Origin of the sequence: Paenibacillus puldeungensis (assembly GCF_042678945.1) — a bacterium.
In the GTDB taxonomy this organism is placed as follows: Bacteria; Bacillota; Bacilli; order Paenibacillales; family Paenibacillaceae; genus Fontibacillus; species Fontibacillus puldeungensis.
Map to the genome: position 1 here is coordinate 1 of NZ_JBHTLM010000001.1, position 18,287 is coordinate 18,287.

Annotated in this window: 13 protein-coding genes and 2 rRNA genes; 12 read left to right on the top strand and 3 right to left on the bottom strand. The window is 47.1% G+C overall.

Features of this window, described 5'->3' with window-relative positions:
- The 11 genes from ACFQ3W_RS00005 to ACFQ3W_RS00055 form a co-directional block, all read left to right on the top strand.
- A 23S ribosomal RNA gene (locus ACFQ3W_RS00005) occupies positions 1–250 on the top strand; the annotation flags it as partial.
- A 135-nt stretch (positions 251–385) separates the two neighbouring features.
- Positions 386–502, top strand: a 5S ribosomal RNA gene (rrf, locus tag ACFQ3W_RS00010).
- Between the two features lie 604 nt (positions 503–1,106).
- Positions 1,107–1,571, top strand: coding sequence for a DinB family protein (locus ACFQ3W_RS00015; protein WP_379315353.1), 465 nt, complete (start codon positions 1,107–1,109; stop codon positions 1,569–1,571).
- A 203-nt stretch (positions 1,572–1,774) separates the two neighbouring features.
- The gene (locus tag ACFQ3W_RS00020; RefSeq protein WP_379315356.1) at positions 1,775–3,406 is read left to right on the top strand and encodes a formate--tetrahydrofolate ligase; all 1,632 of its coding nucleotides are present in this window, start codon (positions 1,775–1,777) and stop codon (positions 3,404–3,406) included.
- Positions 3,407–3,499: 93 nt separating this feature from the next.
- Positions 3,500–4,681 carry a GNAT family N-acetyltransferase gene (locus ACFQ3W_RS00025; protein WP_379315358.1) on the top strand — a complete coding sequence of 394 codons (1,182 nt, stop codon included), beginning with the start codon at positions 3,500–3,502 and terminating at the stop codon, positions 4,679–4,681.
- A gap of 211 nt (positions 4,682–4,892) precedes the next feature.
- Complete coding sequence (locus ACFQ3W_RS00030) at positions 4,893–6,239, top strand: ABC transporter substrate-binding protein (RefSeq protein WP_379315360.1); 1,347 nt, start codon at positions 4,893–4,895, stop codon at positions 6,237–6,239.
- Between the two features lie 115 nt (positions 6,240–6,354).
- Positions 6,355–7,314: a carbohydrate ABC transporter permease gene (locus tag ACFQ3W_RS00035; RefSeq protein ID WP_379315362.1), complete on the top strand. Its 960-nt coding sequence runs from the start codon at positions 6,355–6,357 to the stop codon at positions 7,312–7,314.
- The gene (locus ACFQ3W_RS00040) at positions 7,311–8,174 is read left to right on the top strand and encodes a carbohydrate ABC transporter permease (protein WP_379315364.1); all 864 of its coding nucleotides are present in this window, start codon (positions 7,311–7,313) and stop codon (positions 8,172–8,174) included. Before ACFQ3W_RS00035 ends, ACFQ3W_RS00040 begins: the two co-directional genes overlap by 4 nt.
- An 85-nt stretch (positions 8,175–8,259) precedes the next feature.
- A complete protein-coding gene (locus ACFQ3W_RS00045) occupies positions 8,260–9,981 on the top strand; it encodes a sensor histidine kinase (RefSeq protein ID WP_379315366.1) in 1,722 nt (573 codons plus the stop codon).
- A 37-nt stretch (positions 9,982–10,018) separates the two neighbouring features.
- On the top strand, positions 10,019–11,380 hold the full coding sequence (locus ACFQ3W_RS00050) for an ABC transporter substrate-binding protein (RefSeq protein WP_379315367.1): 1,362 nt from the start codon (positions 10,019–10,021) through the stop codon (positions 11,378–11,380).
- An 18-nt stretch (positions 11,381–11,398) separates the two neighbouring features.
- Positions 11,399–12,991 (top strand): response regulator, encoded by a 1,593-nt coding sequence (locus ACFQ3W_RS00055; protein WP_379315369.1) that lies wholly within the window; start codon positions 11,399–11,401, stop codon positions 12,989–12,991.
- A gap of 113 nt (positions 12,992–13,104) precedes the next feature.
- Here ACFQ3W_RS00055 and ACFQ3W_RS00060 read toward each other — a convergent pair whose 3' ends face one another.
- From ACFQ3W_RS00060 to ACFQ3W_RS00070, 3 genes are read right to left on the bottom strand one after another with little or no spacing between them, the layout of a single operon-like run.
- Positions 13,105–15,006 (bottom strand): CotH kinase family protein, encoded by a 1,902-nt coding sequence (locus tag ACFQ3W_RS00060; protein WP_379315371.1) that lies wholly within the window; start codon positions 15,004–15,006, stop codon positions 13,105–13,107.
- A 21-nt stretch (positions 15,007–15,027) separates the two neighbouring features.
- On the bottom strand, positions 15,028–15,732 hold the full coding sequence (locus ACFQ3W_RS00065; protein ID WP_379315373.1) for a DUF4956 domain-containing protein: 705 nt from the start codon (positions 15,730–15,732) through the stop codon (positions 15,028–15,030).
- Positions 15,733–15,735: 3 nt separating this feature from the next.
- On the bottom strand, positions 15,736–16,449 hold the full coding sequence (locus tag ACFQ3W_RS00070; RefSeq protein WP_379315375.1) for a polyphosphate polymerase domain-containing protein: 714 nt from the start codon (positions 16,447–16,449) through the stop codon (positions 15,736–15,738).
- A gap of 283 nt (positions 16,450–16,732) precedes the next feature.
- Between ACFQ3W_RS00070 and ACFQ3W_RS00075 the strand changes: the two genes are divergently transcribed.
- Positions 16,733–17,956, top strand: coding sequence for a purple acid phosphatase family protein (locus ACFQ3W_RS00075; protein ID WP_379315377.1), 1,224 nt, complete (start codon positions 16,733–16,735; stop codon positions 17,954–17,956).
- Positions 17,957–18,287 lie beyond the last annotated feature (331 nt).

Below are 18,287 nucleotides of genomic sequence, written 5' to 3' on the forward strand. Positions count from 1 at the left end.
GGAGCTGTCCTTAGTACGAGAGGACCGGGATGGACGCACCGCTGGTGCACCAGTTGTTCCGCCAGGAGCATAGCTGGGTAGCTAAGTGCGGACGGGATAAGCGCTGAAAGCATCTAAGCGTGAAGCCCCCCTCAAGATGAGATTTCCCAATATGTAAGACCCCTTGAAGACGACGAGGTTGATAGGCCTGAGGTGGAAGTGCAGCAATGCATGGAGCTGACAGGTACTAATCGGTCGAGGGCTTATCCTAAAAAATGTTAAAACGCAAATAAGTTTCGTATCCAGTTTTCAGGTGATCAAACATCTGAACAAAGCTGCAAGTCCTTTATAAGGGCTGATATTTTCTCGCAGCGATTTCGAGAAGCGAAAGCTTCGAAAAATCACGTTTGGTGGCGATGGCGGAGGGGTTCCACGCGTACCCATCCCGAACACGACCGTTAAGCCCTCCAGCGCCGATGGTACTTGGACCGAAGGGTCCTGGGAGAGTAGGACGCCGCCAAGCCATAAAGAGCACTGCCGATCACACGGTGGTGCTCTTTTTTGGCTAAACGGTGTAAGTATTGGGTGGTGCCACGTTAGAGCTAGGGATTAACTGTATTTCGTGCAGTTATTTTTCCGATTTTTGCAGAGTGAGACCAAGTAAATGCAAAAAGTGCAGCTAAATGGCGGAAATGGTGAAGTAGGCGGTAGTGGGCTTGTTTTAAATGCACTTTTTACAACTAAAGTTCAAAAATGAGATATGTGGGGCCAAATAGATGTACTTTTTGCATTTATTTGGCTATTTGTGTTATGGAGTGACTGTCAAACAAGCTATGGCCTCATTTTAAGTGTACTTATTATTGGAACTAAATGGAATCATTCAAAATTTTAGTTAAAACAGATGTAATATATAAATCCACTACAGATGGTTTGTGCCAATTTAAGCTCATTCGAACATTCCAAAAAAGGGAGAGTTTTGACAACATCTGTATGCGTGAGATCTCACCGACGCATTGCACTTCGACCAAAGGTGCTGAGATTGAAATCCATGCTAGTTTTAATTACTCGCTAGCAGGTATTCTTTAATTTTTATCTAATTAATTATGAAATAAAAAGGAGGCGAAGGAATGGAAAAAAGACATCAGGTATTATTTGAACAACTAAAAACTTATCGGACCGAACTGTTAGAATTAGTCAGTGACATCACTGAAGAAGAGGCAAACTTTATCCCTAAAGGCTTTAACAATAACATTCGTTGGAATCTAGGACACGTTTGCCTCGACCAGTATTTGTGGATACGGACTTTGACGATGGAGGAGATACCAATTCCACTCCGATTCAACGAATGGTTTGGATTTGGTACCAGTCCGGCAGATTTTACGCAAGATACACCTTTGCTACCAGAGTTGATCGAACTGCTAAAGGAGCAGCCAGATTTAATCATAGAGCAGAATCAGAACCGAATGGATAAAGAGTTTCCGCCAACGGACATGGGAATGCAAACTATCGAACAAGTCCTTGTGAGAACCATTTTTCACGAAGGCCTTCATTTTGGAGCAATTTTGGCTTTACGAAGACATTTACATTTATAACCTTTAAGTTAATTTCATAACGGTAAGCCCTGCAGAGGGCTTTTTCTTTTTATTGACCGTCCATACCCGTCATACAAATTTACACGATTTGTTCATTGGAGAAAGAATACCTATACGCATATTAAGGCGCTTTTCATGTACAATAATAACTATGTGATTTGTAAATTTTCACGAATTATATTAGCTGGAGGGTACCTACAGGAATGAAGCCAATTTTGGAAGTTGCCGAATCTTTTGGAATCTCAGAAAAATATCTAGAGTTGTACGGCCATTATAAGAGCAAATTGGATTTATCTCTTTGTTCTGATTTGCAAAATCGGCCTAACGGAAAGCTCGTCCTTGTTACAGCGATGAATCCAACACCAGCCGGGGAAGGTAAAACGCTAACGACTATTGGACTCGCCCAGTCTTTAAATGCCATTGGGGAGCCAACGATTGCAGCATTAAGAGAGCCATCACTCGGCCCGTGCTTCGGTATGAAGGGCGGTGCAACCGGCAGCAATAAAGCCCAAATCATGCCGTCGGAGGATATCAACTTGCATTTTACCGGCGATTTGCATGCTATTACTTCTGCGCATAATTTGCTTTCTGCGATGATCGATAACCATATTTTTCAGGGGAATGCGCTGCAAATTGATCCTGGGCAAATTTTATGGAAACGTGCCATGGACATGAATGACCGTAGTCTGCGACAAATTGTTGTAAGTCTCGGGGATGGAAACGGAAATGTTCATGAATCCGGCTTTATGATCACAACGGCTTCAGAGGTAATGGCGGTTCTCTGCCTTAGTGAAAATTTGGATGATCTCAAAAGTCGACTTGGACGGATGATTGTTGCTTACACCATAACCGGTGAACCTGTTACAGCTCTGCAAATCGGTGCAGTTGATGCCATGACCGTGCTGCTGAAGGATGCCATCAAGCCGAATATGGTTCAGACGGCGGAAGGAACACCAGCTATTGTCCATGGTGGACCGTTTGCAAACATAGCTCATGGCTGCAGTAGCGTGATCGGGACGAAGACAGCGCTGAAGCTGGCGAACATCGTCGTGACGGAAGCAGGGTTTGGTGCTGACCTAGGGGCTGAGAAGTTTTTTGACATCAAATGCCGCCAAGCGGGATTAGTTCCATCCGCAGCCGTACTTGTCGTGACGGTAAAAGCTCTGAAATATAACGGTGGAGTCCCTAAAGCAGAAGTGGAAAAGCCGAATACCGAGGCATTAAAAGCAGGCTTGGCCAACATGAGACGACATCTAGAAAATATTGGAAAATTCAGCGTTCCTGTTATGGTAGCGATCAACCATTTTACAAGTGACACGAATGAAGAGCTGCAGCTTGTCAGCGAAGAATGTCAGAAGCTTGGGATTAAAGCGGAAATTTCCGATGTTTGGGCCGAAGGAAGTCAAGGCGGGCTTAAAATGGCGCAGACGCTTCGTGATATTTTGCAGCAAGGAATGTCCCGGTTTACTCCTCTCTATCCGGAGGACATGGAGATCAAAGCCAAAATTGAAACGATTGTAAAAGAAATCTATCGCGGCGGCGGAGTACAATTCAGCGCAAAAGCGGCAGCGAAAATCGCGGAGTTTGAGCGTCAAGGCTTCGGACGTTTACCGGTATGTATGGCGAAAACGCCATACTCTTTTTCCGACCAGCCTCGTTTATTGGGAGCACCTGAAGGATTTATCGTTCAGGTGAAGGATGTGACGCTATCCGCGGGAGCTGGCTTTGTTGTAGCCCTCACAGGCAACATCGTGACGATGCCCGGTTTGCCTAAAGCTCCAGCAGCTGAGCACATTTATCTTGATGAAGATGGAGAAGTAGCTGGCTTATTATAATCATTATTCTAAGTGAAGATTAGATGATGGTGATTGACATCATTGGTCATTTCTGCCAAACTCATCGTAGAATCCGACTACTTCTAAAATGGGGTGAGTTTGTTGGAAATCAGACAATTGACCGCGCAAGAATACGATGTAAGCTTGGCTTTAGCAGAATATGCCTTTCAGTACAAATTATCGCCGGAGGAGCGGGAGAAGGGGCGCGAAAGGTTCATCCCGGAACGCATCTGGGGTGTCTTTGAAAATGGAGAATTGCTTGCCCGTTTAGGATTGCTTCCCTTTCAGACATACTTACAGGGCAAAGCCTTCCGGATGGGCGGAATCGGAGGGGTATCGACCTGGCCGGAGAAGCGGCGGAGCGGATTGGTTAGCGGGCTTCTGTCCCGGGTGCTGGTTCATATGAAGGAACAAGGGTGTTCCCTGTCTTTTTTGCATCCTTTTTCCATTTCATTTTACCGAAAGTTTGGCTGGGAGGTTCTGTCTGATTGCAAGAAATATACGATCAGCTCGGAGAAGTTTCCGGCAAAGACGAAAGTAGTCGGCTCGGTTAAGCGTGATGTTAAAGATATAATACTGCTTGACCAGATATATCAAACCTTCGCCCAAAAGTATAACGGGGCTTTAGTGCGCGATTCCGCTTGGTGGGAGCGGGGGGTCCTAAACAAAGAGATATATTCTGCCGTTTATTTTTCGGAGGCAGGTGAACCTGAAGGCTATACGTTCTACAATATCCAAAATAGGGAGCTGCTGGTCGAGGAGTTTATCTTCTTAAACAAGACGGCGCATCAAGCATTATGGACCTTTCTCGCCAATCACGATTCTATGGTGAATCAGGCGGTGGTAAATCGTGTGCCGGCGGATGATATTTTGCCGTTCATGCTCCAGGATCCTCGCTGCAAGCAGGAATACATCCCTAATGGTATGGCTCGCATAGTCGACGCTAGCGCCTTTGTCCGCGAATATCCGTTTCAAGCCCCGGCTGCTCATGTTCGGATAAATATCAATATCGAAGATTCATTTGCTCCCTGGAACGATGGATGGTGGAGCCTTGATGTTTCCACGGACGGCACAGGCCGACTCGTTAAGTCAGAACAGGGCACCTCTAGCTCGGGCTTGGTCTGCGATATAAACACGCTAACGGCCATGCTGATCGGATACAAAAGGCCTAAGGAAATGCTTACTTGCGGACGCTTGCATGGTTCAGAAGCGGAAGCTACTGCTTTAGAACAGCTCATTCCTCGTAGTACAACGGCATTGTTTGACTTTTTCTAAACCAAATACCGTATTCATAAGCAACTAATTTCATACGTATTGAGACAAAACCGATCATTGCCTGTAAAAGGGTAGGGTCGGTTTATTTTTTGTCTCCACAGGTAATCAGAAAAATTCCAACCATAAATCGCAATATTACCTCCTCAAAAAATGTATCCGTTTTCGTTAGACTAAAAATGCAAATAAGAAATATAGGAAGGGGTTATACGCAATGAAGACAAGAAAGATGTGGGCTGTTCTGCTGGTTGCTGTTCTAATGCTTTCGTCATTGGCAGCTTGCGGCGGCGGAAACAACAAGGCAAACAGCGGCGGATCCAATGCTCCTGCAACGAATGAGAGCAAAGGATCAACCAACACGGGAAAAGATTCCAATGAGAAGATCGAGCTTACCTTCTGGTCGCTCGGAACAACCAACTACGAGGATCTTGCTAAAGAATATACGAAGGAGCATCCGAACATTACGTTCAAGTTCCAAAATACGTCCGACCAAACGGCGCATCACAACAACCTGACGACGGCGCTGTCTGCAGGATCGGGCGCACCTGACATTTTCATGTTGGAAATCGGATTCATGGAACGCTTCATTAGCGCTCAAGACAAATTCTACAACCTGTATGATCTTGGGGCCAAAGATATCGAAAGCAATTATCTTGACTGGAAATGGAAACAAGCTTCATCCAAGGATGGTTCGTTTCAATTGGGCCTTCCAACTGACGTAGGTCCAACCGTTGTGTACTACCGGACCGATTTGGCTGAAAAAGCCGGATTACCTACAGATCCAGATCAATTCAGTGCAGCAATTGATTCTTGGGATAAATTTGCAACCGTTGCCAAACAGTTTAAAGAAAAAACCGGCAAGCCTTTCGCTGATTTAACGGACCTGGTGTACAACGCATTGCGTGACCAATCTCCTGACCAAATTTACTTTAACAAAGCGGACGGCGCCTTTATCGGTGATACTAACCCGCAAGTGAAGAAAGCTTTTGATTATACTGTAAAAGGTATTCAAGAGGGTTGGATTGGCAACTGGACGCTTTGGTCTCCAGAATGGCAAAAAGCGATTAACGACGGCGATTTCGGGGTTATGCTCGGCCCGGCTTGGATCGCAGGTACGATCAAAAATGGTAAAGACTCCGCAGGCAAATGGAAAATTGCCCAAATGCCTGAAGGCGCAGGCAACTGGGGCGGCTCTTTCCTGACACTGCCTAAGGAAGGCAAGCATTCGAAGGAAGCTTATGAGTTTATTTCCTGGCTCGTTAACAAGGATAACCAACTGAAATCGTTTAAGGAAAGCGGTTTGTTCCCTTCGATACCAGCTGTATACAAAGAGCCAGCATTTAGTGATCAAAAAGACGATTTCTTCGGCGGTCAAATAACTGCACAAGCGTTTGCGAAATCGGCAGAACGCGTAAAACCGGTCTACTACGGACCGCTGCACGACCAAACCGATACGATCATCAAAAACGCACTGAAGAACGTGCTGGAGAAGAAATCCGATCCTAAGAAGGAATGGGATGACGCTATGAAACAAATCAAGACTTTGGTGGATCGCAGTTAAGACCACTCTTACAAAATAAACGGTGATTATAAAGCCGTATGCCTTTCAAATTCGCAAGAAGAGCTTCTCTTCTTGCGAATTTGGATTTATCAAAAACACCCTAGGAGGTACTTCCATGGCTGATACAGCTACCGCTCAACCGGTCCAGCCTATGCCGAATAAGAAGCGGTTTTGGAATGAGACCCGGCGAAGCCGGGCAACGGCGTATGCATTTATATCCCCCTTCTTCATATTGTTTGCCATATTTGGCTTATACCCGATTCTTTTTACATTCTATTTGTCGTTTTACAAATGGGATGCGCTAGGACCGATGAAATATGTCGGGTTCAAAAACTATCACTTGGTAACCAGTGATCCGACATTTTGGATTTCCTTCAGCAATACGCTCATTATGGGCTTGATGGGTACGGTACCACAGCTGATCGTTGCGCTGCTTGTCGCCGTTATGCTCAACTCGGCCTTGAACAAATTTAAGAATACGTTTCGGATTCTATATTTCATGCCGAATATTACTTCCATAGTTGCCGTTACACTGGTGTTTAGTACGATGTTCGGGAACAATGGGATGGTCAACTGGCTGCTGAACGGCATGGGGCTTGAAAGCGTTCCTTTCAACTCGGGCTGGTGGGGCGTCAAAATTGCGATCTCTACCATGGTGATGTGGCGCTGGATGGGCTATAACGCCATTATTTTCTTGTCAGGTTTACAGAGCATTCCAACGGATGTATATGAAGCTGCCCGCATTGACGGCGCTAACCGGGGACAGCAGTTGCTCTACATTACGCTGCCGCTTCTTCGTCCGTTCATCCTATTCGTTACACTGGTGTCCACCATTGGTGCCCTGCAATTATTTACTGAACCTTATGTCTATCTCGGACAATCAGGTACAGGCTCAACACGTCAGGAAGGGGTTACGATGGTAACCTATCTTTATAATGAGGCGTTCGGGAACGGCTTCTTTGGCACGGCTGCTGCTACTGCGGTTCTGTTGTTTATCGCCACGATTTTATTCTCTGTCTTGAACATGGTGCTTTCTAGCCGCATGGGCGGAGATACTGGAGGGAAAAGAGCATGAGTACAGTCGCAGCAAAAAAAAGAAAACCGGACGATCCTGGACTCGTATCCAAAACGTTGTTCAACCTTGTTCTGATCATCGGGGCCCTTCTATCGATATTCCCGTTTTATTGGATGTTCGTTGTTGCCACCAATGAGAAGAATGCTGCGTTCGAAATGCCGCCTCTGCTAGTTCCGGGGATGGAGTTTTTCAACAACTTTCAGCGCGTGCTCGAGCGGACGGATTTTTTCCAGTCACTGCTTAACTCGATCATCGTCGCTTCGGCGGTAACCGTTTCGGTCGTATTTCTTTGTACGCTGGCCGGTTATGCCTTTGCCAAATATGAGTTTCCGCTCAAGAAGACGCTGTTTGTTTTTGTTATTGCCACGATGCTCGTACCTGCGCAATTGAGCGTTTTGCCTCAGTATGTTATTATGGCAAAGCTACATTGGATCGATAGCTATAAAGCGCTAATCGTTCCGGCGATGGTCAATGCGTTCGGGATTTTCTGGATGCGGCAGTACATTTCCTCCGCCGTCCATCCGGAATTGTTAGAAGCCGGGCGGATCGATGGCGGCGGACACTTCCGTATTTTCTGGAATATCGCGATCCCGGTAGTTACACCGGCTATGGCTACACTCGGTATACTGAATTTCATGAACGTATGGAATGATTTCTTCTGGCCGCTAGTTGTGCTGAAAAATAAAGAGCACTATACGATTCAGCTGGCGCTTCAGCAATTGTTCACCAACAAAGACGGACTGGATTTCGGGATGATTATGTCCGCCACCTTTACGGCTACCTTGCCTCTATTAATCGTGTTCCTGCTATTCAGCAGATGGGTTATTGCCGGGTTGACTTCGGGTGCCATTAAAAGTTAACGGGAACAATCTCCTTTTTCTGCAAGGAATATGAAGTATAACGAAGAATAATAGTGTTAGGAGATTATTGGGAGGACGCAAAATTATGAAGCTCCGTCGAAAAATCTTGCTGGCTATTATTCTTCTTGTGTTTATTCCCGTCATTTTGATGGGAGGCATTTCGTACTTCAGTTTCTCCAACGCGATGGAGAAGAAATCGAGCAATTTCTACTGGGTGTCCTTACTCGAAACGGACCGCAAGCTGAAATTCGCCCTAAATGAAGTGACGACGGTGTCGAATTCGGCGATTACACAGCCTGTCATACAGAAGATATTAAAGCAGCCTAATTTTGTCGTAACGTACGAACAAAAGCAAGATATCAACAATTTAATCAACCACCCGATGATCACCTCCTTCGGATTGTATTCGAAAGATAAACTGATGTATCAGTTTAATGAAGCGATGTCGTACGAGGACCTGACGAAGCAAAGCTGGTATGGAGCGATGAAAGCAGCCGCAGGGCGCCCGGTTTGGGTAGGCCCCGGCGAGAACGGGACCGCTTCCACGGGGAAACCGGTTTTGATTCAGGCACGACTCATCAAAGATTACTATTCGTTGGAGGATGTCGGGGCATTGGTCATATACATCAAGCCAGACATTTTGGATCAAGTATTTTGGGATGCCGCCACTCTAAAACAGGGGGATATTCTGCTGGTCAATCGTCAGGGGAATATCGTGTTTGACAAATCAGGCGAGCACATTGGGGAACAGACGCAGTTTCCTTTTCTAAGCGAGGATGAGTCAAATGGAAAAGGTTATTACACGGATAAGTATCAAGGTGAAAAATCGTTAATAACGTATTTGCCATCCCATAACAAAGATTGGTATTTGGTAGCGATTACACCGAGTAAGCTGATCGCTTCAGAATCGTTGTCTATTCGGAATATTGCCATCGTACTCGTCCTGGTCTCCCTAATATCAGCGTTTTTGTTTGACCGTTTCTTTGTACGCCGCCTGGTGAGAAGCATTATCAGCGCCGTGAATGGGATGAAGCGGGTCCAGCAGGGGATATTTGTACCGATTACGACTACGGTGCGAGCAGATGACGAGACGGACCTTTTAGTCGATGGCTTTAACCGGATGAGCACACAAATTAACGAGCTCATCCAGCAGGTACAAACGGAACAGGCGAGAAAGAAGGAAGTTGAGCTGCAAGCATTGGTAGCCCAGATCAACCCGCATTTTATTTACAACTCTCTGGAGTCGATTAATTCCTTGGCTGTACTGCAGGGCAATAAGGATATTAGCAAGATGGTGATCTCCTTGGGTAAGCTGCTGCGAATCAGCATCAGCGAGAACCAGCAGCTCATCCCGATTTCCATGGAACTTGAGCATGTGAAGCATTACTTGGACATTCAGAAATTCCGCTTTGAAGACAAGTTTGAGTATCATATTGAAATTCCTGAATCGTTAAAATACTACAAAACCCAGAAGCTCATTGTGCAGCCGATCGTAGAAAACGCACTTTATCATGCAATCGAACCGATGGAACAAAACGGTTTTATTTCGATTACGGCCAAGGAAGATGATCGGGACATTCTGATCGATGTGATGGATAACGGCCCGGGCTTCGACCAGGATACATTGCTGCATTTATGGAGCAAGGATTGGGCCACCTTGAAGAAATATCGTGAGAACGGCGTTGGTCTGAAAAACGTACATGAGCGGCTTCGCATTAGGTTTGGCGGGTATTACGGCATTATGATCTGCTCGGCTCCCGGATATGGATCGATTATCCGAATCCGAATACCGAAGATCCTATTATGACTGCCAGGCCAAACATAAAGATAAGGGGGAGCCGCCCATGAGGATGAAGATAAGAAAATGGGTTTCAAATTGGGGCTGGATCGTGCTTTATGCCTTAGTGCTTGCCGTTTCGGTGCTGATTATCGCAGCGGATGGACATGAGCCCATTGAAGATAGCCAAACGGAGAAAATTACGCTTACGTTTCGTCATTTCTGGATTAAGGAACACGACAGGCAGATGCTTAACATTATTGAGGATGTGGTTGATTCGTTTCAAAAATCTCATCCCAACATCAAAGTCAATTTTGAAGGGATGGACCAGACCGTACACCGTGAGCAGAAACTAAAAAGTGAAATGGTTACGGGAACGCCGCCGGACATGTTTGTTCTTTTTGGCGGGGCGGAAATCGAGCCCTATATTCGCTCTAATCGGCTTATGGATTTGACGGTATTTGCCCGGAAGAATGGCCTGGAGGATCAATTTCAGGATCTGCACTTGTGGACCTATAATCAACGAATTTACGGCCTGCCGTTGGAAGGAAATGCGGAACCGCTGTATTACAATAAAGAGATTTTTAAGGAGCTTGGGCTGGAGCCGCCTACAACGCTGGGCCAATTAAACCGGGCGGTGCGTGTACTAGGCGCAAGCAAGTTTGTTCCCTTTGCACTTGGCAATGAAGAGCGGTGGCCGGCGGCGATTTTCGCACATTATTTGATGGACAGATACGCTGGGCCAGAGCTGATCAATAAGCTTGCTCAAGGCGACGAGACGGCAAGCTTTAATAACCCGCAGTACAAACACGCCTTTGAGCAGCTTGAATCGTGGATCAAACAGAATGCATTTAGCATCCCTGCTAACGATTTGTCCACCGAAGAAGCCATCGATTTGTTTACTAGCGGCAAAGCGGGGATGTATTTGAATGGGAACTGGGATATCAACCTGTTTCATAGCGCCAAGGCCCCCGAAAATTTTCAAAATCAGGTCGGGGTAATCCCGTTTCCTTCTGTGCTGCCGGGTGGGGAGAAATCGATAGCCGGGGGCTACACGATCGGAATCGGATTGTCCTCGAATCTGGATGCAAGCAAATGGGAGGCGGCGCAGGAACTGCTAAAGGCACTTTATACGAAGGATGTCCAGCGGCGTATTGTTTACGAAGGCCTGCGCATTCCTTCGATGAAGATATCGTATGACTCCGACAAGACCGGCCCTGTATTCACGCAGGTCATTCAGCTTATGGAACAAAGTCAAAGCAGTTTTGTTCCCTATGACAATGTTCTGTCGCCTGAGGTTAACAAAACGTTTCTAAAGGTTATTGAAGAAATGATCAGTAGAAGAAGCAGCCCGGAAGAAGCGCTGAATCAAATTCAGCAAACTTCCGACCAATATTGGAAACTGCGAAGAAGCTCCGCTCCTAATTAACGCTTTGGAGGTGCTCGTATGGAAGCGAAGGAGGAGAAGTACCGGGTCATCCTGGTGGATGACGAGCCGGTGATTTTACGCAGCTTGAAAGTAGCCGTCCCTTGGGATGATCTGAACCTGGAAATCGTGGGTGAAGCGCGCAACGGCGAGCAGGCGCTTAAGCTGGTCCGTGAACTCGCGCCACATATGATTATTAGCGATATTCGGATGCCCGGAATTGACGGCATTACTTTGATGAAGGAAGTGCTGGCTGAGGACCAAAAACGCTTGTTTATCTTTATTAGCGGATATGGCGAATTTGAATACGCCCGTGAAGCGCTTCGGGAGGGGGCTTTCGATTATTTGCTGAAGCCCATTGACCACGAAGAACTGATTGAGATGATACAAAGGGCCAAGCGGACACTGGAAAAGCAAATGGAAAACGAGAAGCTCCTGCATTCGGTGCAGGTGTTATCGTTGCTTGCTCGCGAACGAATGTTTGCTGAATTTATTGAAGGCAATCAGGGGCAGAGCCCTTTGCAGCACATGCGCTGGCTGGAAAATAGCGAGCTGCAGCAGCCTTACTTTATGGCAGTAATTCAGCTCGATCACTATATGAAGCTGAATGAACGATGGACCCCTGAGGAGCGGAGACTATGGCTGTTTGCAATCCGTAACATTTTAGGCGAATGGTCGCTCGACCATGGGGCCTTGACGGTATTTCCCTTTCATGCAGGGGAATGGGTTCTGCTCTTCCCAAGCTCCCTTAGCGGTAGTAAAGAAAGCCTTGGCAGCGATGTAATTCGGCAAATCAAAATCAATACGAAGCTGTCCTGCTCGATTGGCTTCAGTCAAACGACATCGGGGATGGAGCAGCTTAGCGAGGCTTATCAAAGCGCGGCCAAAGCGCTATATCAGCGGTTTTACAGCGATCAGGAGGGGGTATTCGTCGACTCCAACCAAGAGCTTGTAGCAACTCGTGAAGGCAAGTATCCGAAGCATCTGGAAACCGTTCTTCTGGAAAGCATACGGACTCTGAACAAGGAGCGAATGCTCGCTTCATTTGACGAAACGAAACAGTACATCGAAGATCAGGCTTTCTCCAAGGAAATGGCGGAGCGGGTTATTGTGGAGCTCACCGTCGTCCTGTATCGGCAATTCGAGCATATGAATCTGCTCTTGGAGTGGTCGCTGGAGGGTTTGCTGCAGGAGCTGCACTCACTGGGGACGCTGAATGACATTTTCGAAACGCTTAAGTCCAATTTCGGCAAATGGCTCATGGAGAGCAGGGAAAACCAATCGAAGGAAAACGTTCAAACGGTTATTGCCAAAACACAGGAGTACATCGCCAACAACTATCATAAGGATCTTAGTATTGAGGAAGTGTCGGAGCTGGCTGACTTGAGTATCAGCCACTTTTGCCTGTTGTTTAAGCAAGTCACTGGGCTTACCTTTCTGGAATATTTAACGCAGTGCCGGATCGAGAAGGCCAAATACATTTTGAAGAACAGCCAAGTCAAGGTGTATCAGGTGGCACCGCTTGTTGGTTACCAGGATCCGCGGTATTTTACACAGGTGTTTAAGAAGGTTACCGGCATGACACCGACCGAATACCGGGAAGAAGAAGCTTGAATAGATTAGCATATATAGGAAAAAGGCGCGAGCTACGGGGGAGTCCCGAAACTCACGCCTTTTGTGCATAGCCGGTAAGTGGATGGAATGACTGAACTGTTTATTTGTAAAACTCACTGAGGTGGTTTTCTTTTTGCAAATGTGATGAACACACCAACCAAAACAAGGAGTATCAAAGATAGACTATAGATGATGACATCGTCTTGGCTGCCGGTAGAGGATTTGGAGACTTGCCCGGCTTGCCCGAATTGTCCGGGATCTCCGCCGCCCATCGGTCCGCCACCTCTAAATCCGCCTTGGCCTCGGAAACCGTCCGCCTGTGTACCTTGCGGCGGGTCACCCGGCGGGTTGCCCTGGGCTAAATTGCCTTGCCGATCGCCAGGGAAACCTTGTCCCTTCTGTCCTTCCGGCTTTCCTTGGTTATCAGCCTGGCCACCTCCAGAATTTCGATCTCCCATCTGCTGCATACCCCGGCCCATGCCGCCTCCCATACCACCGCCGCTCCCTGAGCCATCTCCAGCCGAAGCGATCGTTCCGTCCAGCTGCTGCTGAATGCTTTTGATCTGGCTGGCGTTTGTTGTAATCAATTGAGATACGCCTTGCTCATATTCCTCGTAGCTGTAAAAGGAACGGGGGTCAGCTTTTACATAAGGGGAAATAAGCTTGGACAACTGCTGTACTCGCTTCGAAAAGTTTTGGTCTGCCAGGAAACCTTGGGCAGCTTGCTGCAGGATTTGGTGGTATTCCGTCTTGTATTCCTCCACCGCGAGCAGCTTGGCTACCAGAGGTCGTTCGGCTAAAGCGCCTTGAGTTGGTTCATCGATTAACAGACTCGTTCTGGCTTGATTCGTTCCGGCGTCCTTTCCTTGAGTCTGGCTTTGATCCGTGGGCGGGGTAGGCGGCATTTGACTCCCGCCATTTTTAGCTGCGCCGTCCCCGACTGTACCGTCCGGTGCTGCCGCATCATCCTGTGCCGCCGCGCCGTCTGCCCCAAAGCCGCGCCGTCCCATACCCCCGCCCAAACCGCCAAAGGCCATGTTGTAGTCCCAAGGAAGAATAGAGAAGATCCCTTCATCCTCATATAGATAGTAGTTCTGTTTATTTCCGCCAATGTAGCTATCCATATTGTTCGTTAGTACATTAAGTGCAATGTAACCTAACGATTCCTGTACATTGATGTATTTTTCGTAGTTGGTGCCATTGTTCAGTTCGTTCAGCATTTTAATCAGGATGTTATGGTTGGTCGTCTCCGATTTGAGCGAAAGTCCCGTATAGGCATCCGGATCATCTCCTAGCCAAGTCAAATCGCTACCATTTCCGCTCATTTCACCCTTATACAGCGCTCCATAAGCATTGTCAAAATTCCGTTCCAGATAGGAGGTGCCGATTTGTTCGACGGCCAAGTAAAAGCCCCACAGCTTACCGTTAATGTATACATTGACAAAAGAGTGCTTCGGTGTAGGCAAGCCCATCGATTCGGAGAGCTCATAGGCGAGAAATTCGCGCATATACGAGGCGTCGCTGTAGCCATTGTTTAGGTTGATTTTTTGAATACCGTCCAAGGTTTGATCTACATACTCGTCAAAAGACAGCTTGAAGCTGTAACGGTCGGAGTCGGACATTTGCACGACGCTGCGCAGGCTCAAATTACCTTTCGTCCGAATTCCAATGTTGTCAAAGTGTTTTCCATTATAGTCGACGGTAGCTGTCTTGAATTGTTCGGCGCTGGCATTGTCCAGCATATCCTGAAAATCATCCGGGTCGAGCGTAATTTTCACATCGATGACCTTGTCTTCCGGAAACACCTCTTTATCCAGCTTTTGTTCTTCTGCGGAGACCGCTGATTTCGTTAAACTATTTTGGCTTACATTAGCGGTGTTGCCGGTCTTGTTCTGGCTGGTTACCTTACTGTCGGTGTCTGTTGCAGCCAAGTTAAATGCATCGCAGGCCACCAGGTCAAACAACAGAAGTACTGCGCAAAAACCAAGCAGAAGCCTGGATCTCAGGCGCTTCATCCTCCTCACCTCTGCTTTCATTTACGATACGTAATCTCCATTGTAGCTGATCAACACGGCATTTTTTACGCCGCCCAGCTCGCTAATCTCATTCACGAATTTACCTTCCCGATCCCGCAGGCGTACCTCCAGCGTCATTTCAATGTTGCCGGGAGTCACCGTTTTTTGCTTCACATTGTAGCGTTTGACCATCTTACCGATTTGCGTATGGACTAGCTGCTCGTTCTCATCGCTTTCGCAGTTGATGACCAGTAAATAAGGGGCTTCCATCGGTGCGCTCTTAATAAACAGGAACAGGACAAGCCCTACTAAAGCCGAGCCGATCGCCGCAAGCGTAAAAAATCCGGCCCCTGTTACAATACCGGCTGCAGCGGCCCAGAACAGGAAAATGAGATCAGTTGGATCTTTGATCGGCGTTCGAAAACGAACGATCGATAATGCCCCGACCATACCGAGTGACAGGACAAGGTTCGAATTGACGGCGATAATAATCATCGCGGTTACCATCGTCATCCCGATGAGTGAAACATTGAAGCTCTTGGAGTATAGAACTCCGCTAAACACCCGCTTGTATAATGTGTAGATGAATAGGCCAATTAGAAAAGCAATGGCGAGCGTAATAAAAATTTTGCTTAGGCTAATGTCAGAAGTAAAATTGTTGACGATCGACTTCTTGATGATGTCGCCAAAATTCGTTGCCGTATCCGTGGTTTGCGATGTATTCATGAATCAATAATCCTCCCAAGAGTTGGTTTTCAAGTATTTGCGACAGATGACATATTTGGACGCCGATTGCTGGGTCAAGCCTTCAAGCTGCAGCGCTGCCCGGAGATATTCAGGAATATACTCATCATATTTCACTTCAAGAATGATCAGGTTGTCATCGATGGCCGGCACGGCCTGGAGCTTTTTATCGAATAAATCGACGGCGTGCAGCCCGGTGCGAAGCTCTTTGTCAAATGTGATGCGTACATTTCCGTTCCGACAAACAAACGGTTCCCTAATGTAATCAACGATGACACGCGGCGCTAGCAGCCGATGCTTCATTTCATGATACAGTTCCAGGAGCAGTGGCTTGTCTGGTACGTCCAGCACCTCGATATTTCCGGCGATGATAGAGTCAACCATGTTCCGGGTTATCGGCTCCTTGAGCTTGGCGATATAATCGCCTTTCTTGATTTTTTTCTCAAAGTGAATCAAGCTGTCTTGCTTGTTGTAAATCCGAATCCGGTATTTGCGCCGGTCTCCAATGCCGCCTAATTTCTCATGAAGCGCTGTATTGTCAATGTCATCAAAATACAGGCTGCGGATGTGATACTCGCCGCTGTGCCCTGCATGCTCGTCATACGCTGCCAAACCTAACATTCTTTGACGAATCACGTAATATTGATGCCGATTGATCATGAATTTTAGTTCATGGCGGTAGTTCAACTTATTATTCAACTAGCTGCACACCCCTTTTCCTCAGCCCCCGTGTTTAACAAAATCTATCCTACCAGCGCTTACTGATTGCTTACTTAATACAAACTGAAAATAAACTGAATGTTTTAACATAGAATTTACAAATTGAATGGACGGTTGCTTCTTTACGGAGGGCGGATTGCCTCAAGGAAGACATTTGACACTGTCGGGACGGGAGAAGTATCTTAGGAGGGAATCGTTTTGAAGGGGGAAGATTCATTTCTTTTTCGGAAGGAGCATCTTACTCTTGGGGAGTCGTAAAAATATGATCTGGATATTTGTTGGGATATGCATCTTATTGGCGGTCGGTCTGGTGGTGCGGCAAACGAAGCCGAGTAACGTACAGCCGCCTACCAGCCCCAAATCGATAGTAACTACGTTTAAGGGAGACCCGCAAACCACACGGGCGTTTACTTGGTATACGGAAAGTGTGGAGGGACATGCTATGCTGCAAGTAACCGAGGGCACTAAGGTTGATTCGTGGGATCGACCAGACATCCTTACGTTTACGGCAAAATCGACGCAAATCAATATAGGTGGTGGGAAGCGGCAGTATGCGCATCAAGCGGAGGCGATCTGTCTGAAGCCTGGCACATCGTATACATACCGGGTGGGAAGCGAACAATCCGGGGCATGGAGCGATCCGGCCGTGATTGTAACGGAACCAGTGTCGCCAGAGACGTTTACTTTTGTGAACGTGACGGATTCCCAAGGGGAGTCGGAAGCGGATTTCAAGGCATGGGGGCATACGCTGGATCAGGCTTTTGGAAAGTTCCCGGAGGCTAGCTTTATCGTGCATAATGGAGATTTGACGGAGGACCCGGATCAGGAAAAAGAGTGGGATTCCTTTTTTGGACAAGCGGCTAAATGGTTGGTTAAAATTCCGCTGATGCCGGTCACAGGAAATCATGACGAAATTCAGGGGAATGCCGAACGGTTCACATCGCATTTCGCTGTGCCGGCAAACGGGGCGGAGGGGGCGATCCCAGGGACCAATTATTCTTTTAACTATGGTTATGCGCATATTGTAGTGCTTGATACGGAATCGAACCTAAAGGCGCAGACCTCCTGGCTGCGCGCAGATTTGCAAAGCAATCGTCAGCCCTGGACCATCGTTGCGATGCATAGACCGGCATATGGTGGTAACAGATATGAGAAAATTGAGGACTGGATCAAGGTGTTTGACGAATTTGGCGTTGATTTGGTGCTGCAGGGGCACAACCATGAGTATTCACGGTCTTATCCTTTGAGGGATGGGAAAATCGTTCCGGGCGGTGAAGGAACGGTGTACGTCATTGCCAATACGGCAGGTCCTAAATTCAACTCACTGAAAAAGGACAAGTACTATCACGCAGTGCATTTCCAAAACAACAAGCAGATGTTTGCCGCAGTGACCGTCAGCGAAAGAGCGTTATCTCTTCAGGCTTATGATGCGGACGGAAAGCTGCTTGATGAATTCACTCAGCAACGCAGTAGAAGCGGTGATTAATGGGCAGAAGATGGAGTTTTTAGGACGTACTGTGCGTTTGCAACAAACTCCCCCCTTACTCCCAGCCGCTCTGCTCTCGGATCTACTCTATTCTCAGAGTCGCTCTACTCTAGGGTCAGCTACCACTGACTTACTTCTTCTTGTCCTAGACTGAATAAATGCATTTTTATACAGCTAAACAACGCCCTATCGCCAGCTTTGATCGATTAGTTGCAGAAAGTGCAGCTAAAAGGAACGAAATAGCTCTGCGAAGCTCAACTGGCCCATTTTAGTTGTAGGTTTTACAATTAAAATCCAGAAAAACCCGATTTGTCACAAAATAAATGTACTA